1 protein-coding gene is annotated in these 677 nt (G+C 63.2%); it reads right to left on the bottom strand.

All coding sequences use genetic code 11. From position 1 onward, the window contains the following. Nucleotides 1-677, bottom strand: a 677-nt coding sequence (locus ACLEJR_RS26995; protein WP_440817753.1) for an AMP-binding protein, incomplete at both ends; no start/stop codon positions are given.

Here is a 677-nt window from a genome sequence, read left to right as displayed (position 1 = left end):
GGTACCACGACAGGTCGGCGATGGGTTCGCCAATCGGGCTGCTGGCGTCCTGTTCCAGATCAGCGATGGACAGTGGACGGTAGGTCACGTGCACGGTGGTTTCGGTGATGCCGTACATGTTGATCAATTGCGGTGCCGTATCGCCGAAGCGCTCGAACCACGGGCGCAGGCTCTTCACGTCCAGCGCTTCGCCACCGAACACCACGTAGCGCAAGGCGTTGCTGCGGCTGTCGACGCAGGCCTCGTGCATCAGTTGCTTGAACGCCGAAGGCGTCTGGTTGAGCACCGTCACCCCGGCCTCGCATAGCAACCGGTGGAACTCCTGCGGCGAGCGAGTGACATCGTGAGGCACGATCAACAGCTCGCCACCGTGCAGCAACGCACCGAAGATTTCCCAGACCGAGAAGTCGAAGGCGTAGGAATGGAACAGACTCCAGACATCCGCCGGACCAAAGCCGAACCACGCCTGGGTGGCCTCGAACAAGCGCAGGATGTTGCGGTGCGGCAGCAAGGTGCCCTTGGGTTGGCCGGTGGAGCCGGAGGTGTAGATCACGTAGGCCAGGTTCGACGCATCCATCGCCACCTGAGGATCGCTGTCGGCGAACTCGCTGACGTCCGCGTCCAGCAGCAGCGTCTGCACGCCTGCCGGAACCGGTAATTGCTCGACCAGCGACGCG

The organism is Pseudomonas sp. SMN5, from assembly GCF_052041925.1.
In the GTDB taxonomy this organism is placed as follows: Bacteria; Pseudomonadota; Gammaproteobacteria; order Pseudomonadales; family Pseudomonadaceae; genus Aquipseudomonas.
The sequence above is the reverse complement of the archived record's forward strand: the minus strand, read 5'-3'. Positions and strand labels throughout refer to the sequence as shown.